This is a genomic window from Kitasatospora sp. NPDC091257 (genome assembly GCF_044757675.1).
GTDB classification, from domain to species: domain Bacteria; phylum Actinomycetota; class Actinomycetes; order Streptomycetales; family Streptomycetaceae; genus Kitasatospora; species Kitasatospora lactacystinica.
On sequence record NZ_JBIVVI010001324.1, the window covers coordinates 1 to 2,334 of the forward strand.

Here is a 2,334-nt window from a genome sequence, read left to right on the forward strand (position 1 = left end):
GGGGAGAGAGCGGATTCACCCCCCTGAGAGTCAATCGAGTCGCCGTGGTGGCGACTTGATGCCTCAAGGGGGTGAATTCGCGGGCGCGGACGTGACGTCGTGACGTCGTGAGGTCGTCGCGTGGTGTCGTGGCCTCGCCGGACCGGCGGCGGTGTGCGGCTACAGCACCGCGGCGGCGGGCTCGATCATCGCCCGCGCGGTCTTGCCGTCGACGTATTCGCCGAGGGCCGTCATCTCCCACTCGCCGCCCGGACGGCGGACCAGCTTGCACATCATCACACCGGTGTGGGGCTCGGAGTTGGTGAGGTCGAAGCGGACCAGCTCCTCCTCCGTCCGGGCGTCCAGCAGACGGCAGTAGGCGTCGCGCACGTCGGAGAACTTCTGGCCGGAGAAGGAGTTCACGACGAAGACCAGCCCGTGGACCTCCGCCGGCAGGCCCTCCAGGTGGACGGTGATCGCCTCGTCGTCGCCGCCCTCGCCGCCGACCAGGTTGTCGCCGGAGTGGGAGATCGCGCCGTTGAAGATGCTCAGCTTCATGAACCAGGCCGTCTCCAGCCGCTTGTGCCGGGCGTCGAAGGCGAGGCAGGAGGCGTCCAGGTCGATGTCACGGCCACGGGCGGCGGACTTCCAGCCGAGGGCCATCCGGACGGAGGAGAGGAACGGGCGGCCGTTCTTGACCAGGGAGACCGAGCTGCCCTTGACCAGGTTGACCCGGCCCTTGTCCAGGGTGATCTTGGCGGCGGCGGCGGCGGCCGGGGCCGCGGGCGCGGCGGGGGCCGGGGGAGCCGCGGGCGGGGCCGGGACGGCGGTCTGGCCGGTGGCGAGGGCGATCCGCGGGTCGACCGGGGTGCCGGCCGGGGTGGCGGTCGGGGGCCCGGCCGGTGCGGCCGGTGCGGGCGGGGCGGCCGGCGGAGTCGGGAGCTGGACGGTGCGGTCCACCGGAGCCGGCGGCGCGACCGGCGCGACCGGCGCGGCGGGGGCCTGGGCGGCCGGGGCCGGGACCGGGGCCGAGGAGGCGGGGGCCGGGGAGTCCTCGACGGAGACGCCGAAGTCGGTGGCGATGCCCGCGAGGCCGTCGGCGTAGCCCTGGCCGACGGCGCGCACCTTCCAGGCACCGCCCCGCAGATAGACCTCGACCACGATGAGCGCGGTCTCCAGGCCCAGTCGGGGCGGGGTGAAGGTGACCAGCACCTCGCCGGTGTCGGCGTCGCGGACGGTGGCGGTGGGCTCCATCCCGGCGAAGGTGGAGACCTGGTCGGCGGGGCTCGCGGTGACCACGATCTTGGTGATGCCGGCCGGGACGGCCCGGGTGTCGACGGTGATCGCGTCGGGGGTGCCGGCGGTGGCCGGGCGGTGGCTGACGCCGGGGCCGTTCGGGGCGTTGAAGAAGACGAAGTCGTCGTCCGAGCGGACCTTTCCGGCATCGGTCAGCAGCAGGCCGGAGACGTCCAGCGCCTTGGGCGCGGTGACCTCGACGCTCACTCGCGCGGCGGTCAGCGGTGCGTTGCCGCCTTGGGTCAGGACGGTGGACACGGACTCCTCCTCGGGTGCGAAACGGCGGCCCGGCCGGGGCCGTCGGGGCGCCGGGCCGGGGTGCTGCCCACAGTAACGAACGAGGTTCGGGGATGTGCCCGTCCGGAACGGCCGACCGTGGATCGTCGAACGACCGTTACACCCGGCCGTCGGCAGGTCAGCGCGCCGCGGTGGCCGGGTCGGTGGCCGGGTCGGTGGCCGGGTCGGTGGCCGGGGAGAGGGCCGGTGCGGGGGGCGTTGCAAGGGCCGGGCCGTCGGCCGGTTCGGGGAGCGGCGAGGCGGCCCGGGCGCGGGGCGCGCACGGATCGACGGGCAGCGGCTGCGCCGGGCCGAAGCCCCCGAGCGCGGCGACCGCGCGGGGGTGGTCGAGGGCGAAGGCGGAGACGCTCCAGCTCTCCGCCGGGGCCGCCTTGCGCGCCGCGGCGGACGGCTCCGCGGCCGGACGGGCACCGCGGACGCCGAAGGTGTAGTGGCCGGGCCGGACGTCGGTGCCGGGCGGGGTGGTGAAGCGGTAGACGAGGGTGCCGCGCTCCTGCTGGGCGGTGACCACGGCGCCCGGCAGGTCGGTCCAGGCGGCGCCGGCGCCGGGTGCCGACTCGCCCGGGGCGAGCCGGAACTCGGCCTGGAACGCGGTGACCGGCTCGGCCACCGCGAGGGTGAGCCGGTGGCGCAGGCCGTCCCGGCCGAGCGGGGAGAGCAGGGCGGCGCCGGACAGCGCGTGGTCGGTCTCCGGGGCGCTCCCGGGGTCGGCCGGGCCGGGGCCCTCGACGGGGGCGACGGGGTCGACGGGGGCGGTGGGCC

1 protein-coding gene and 1 pseudogene are annotated in these 2,334 nt (G+C 76.2%); both read right to left on the reverse strand.

The genetic code is table 11. The features are described from left to right. Positions 1-159 precede the first annotated feature (159 nt). Positions 160-1,521, reverse strand: coding sequence for a TerD family protein (locus ACIQOV_RS37825; protein WP_401055309.1), 1,362 nt, complete (start codon positions 1,519-1,521; stop codon positions 160-162). A 169-nt stretch (positions 1,522-1,690) separates the two neighbouring features. After that, a pseudogene (locus ACIQOV_RS37830) lies at positions 1,691-2,334 on the reverse strand (hypothetical protein); the annotation flags it as partial.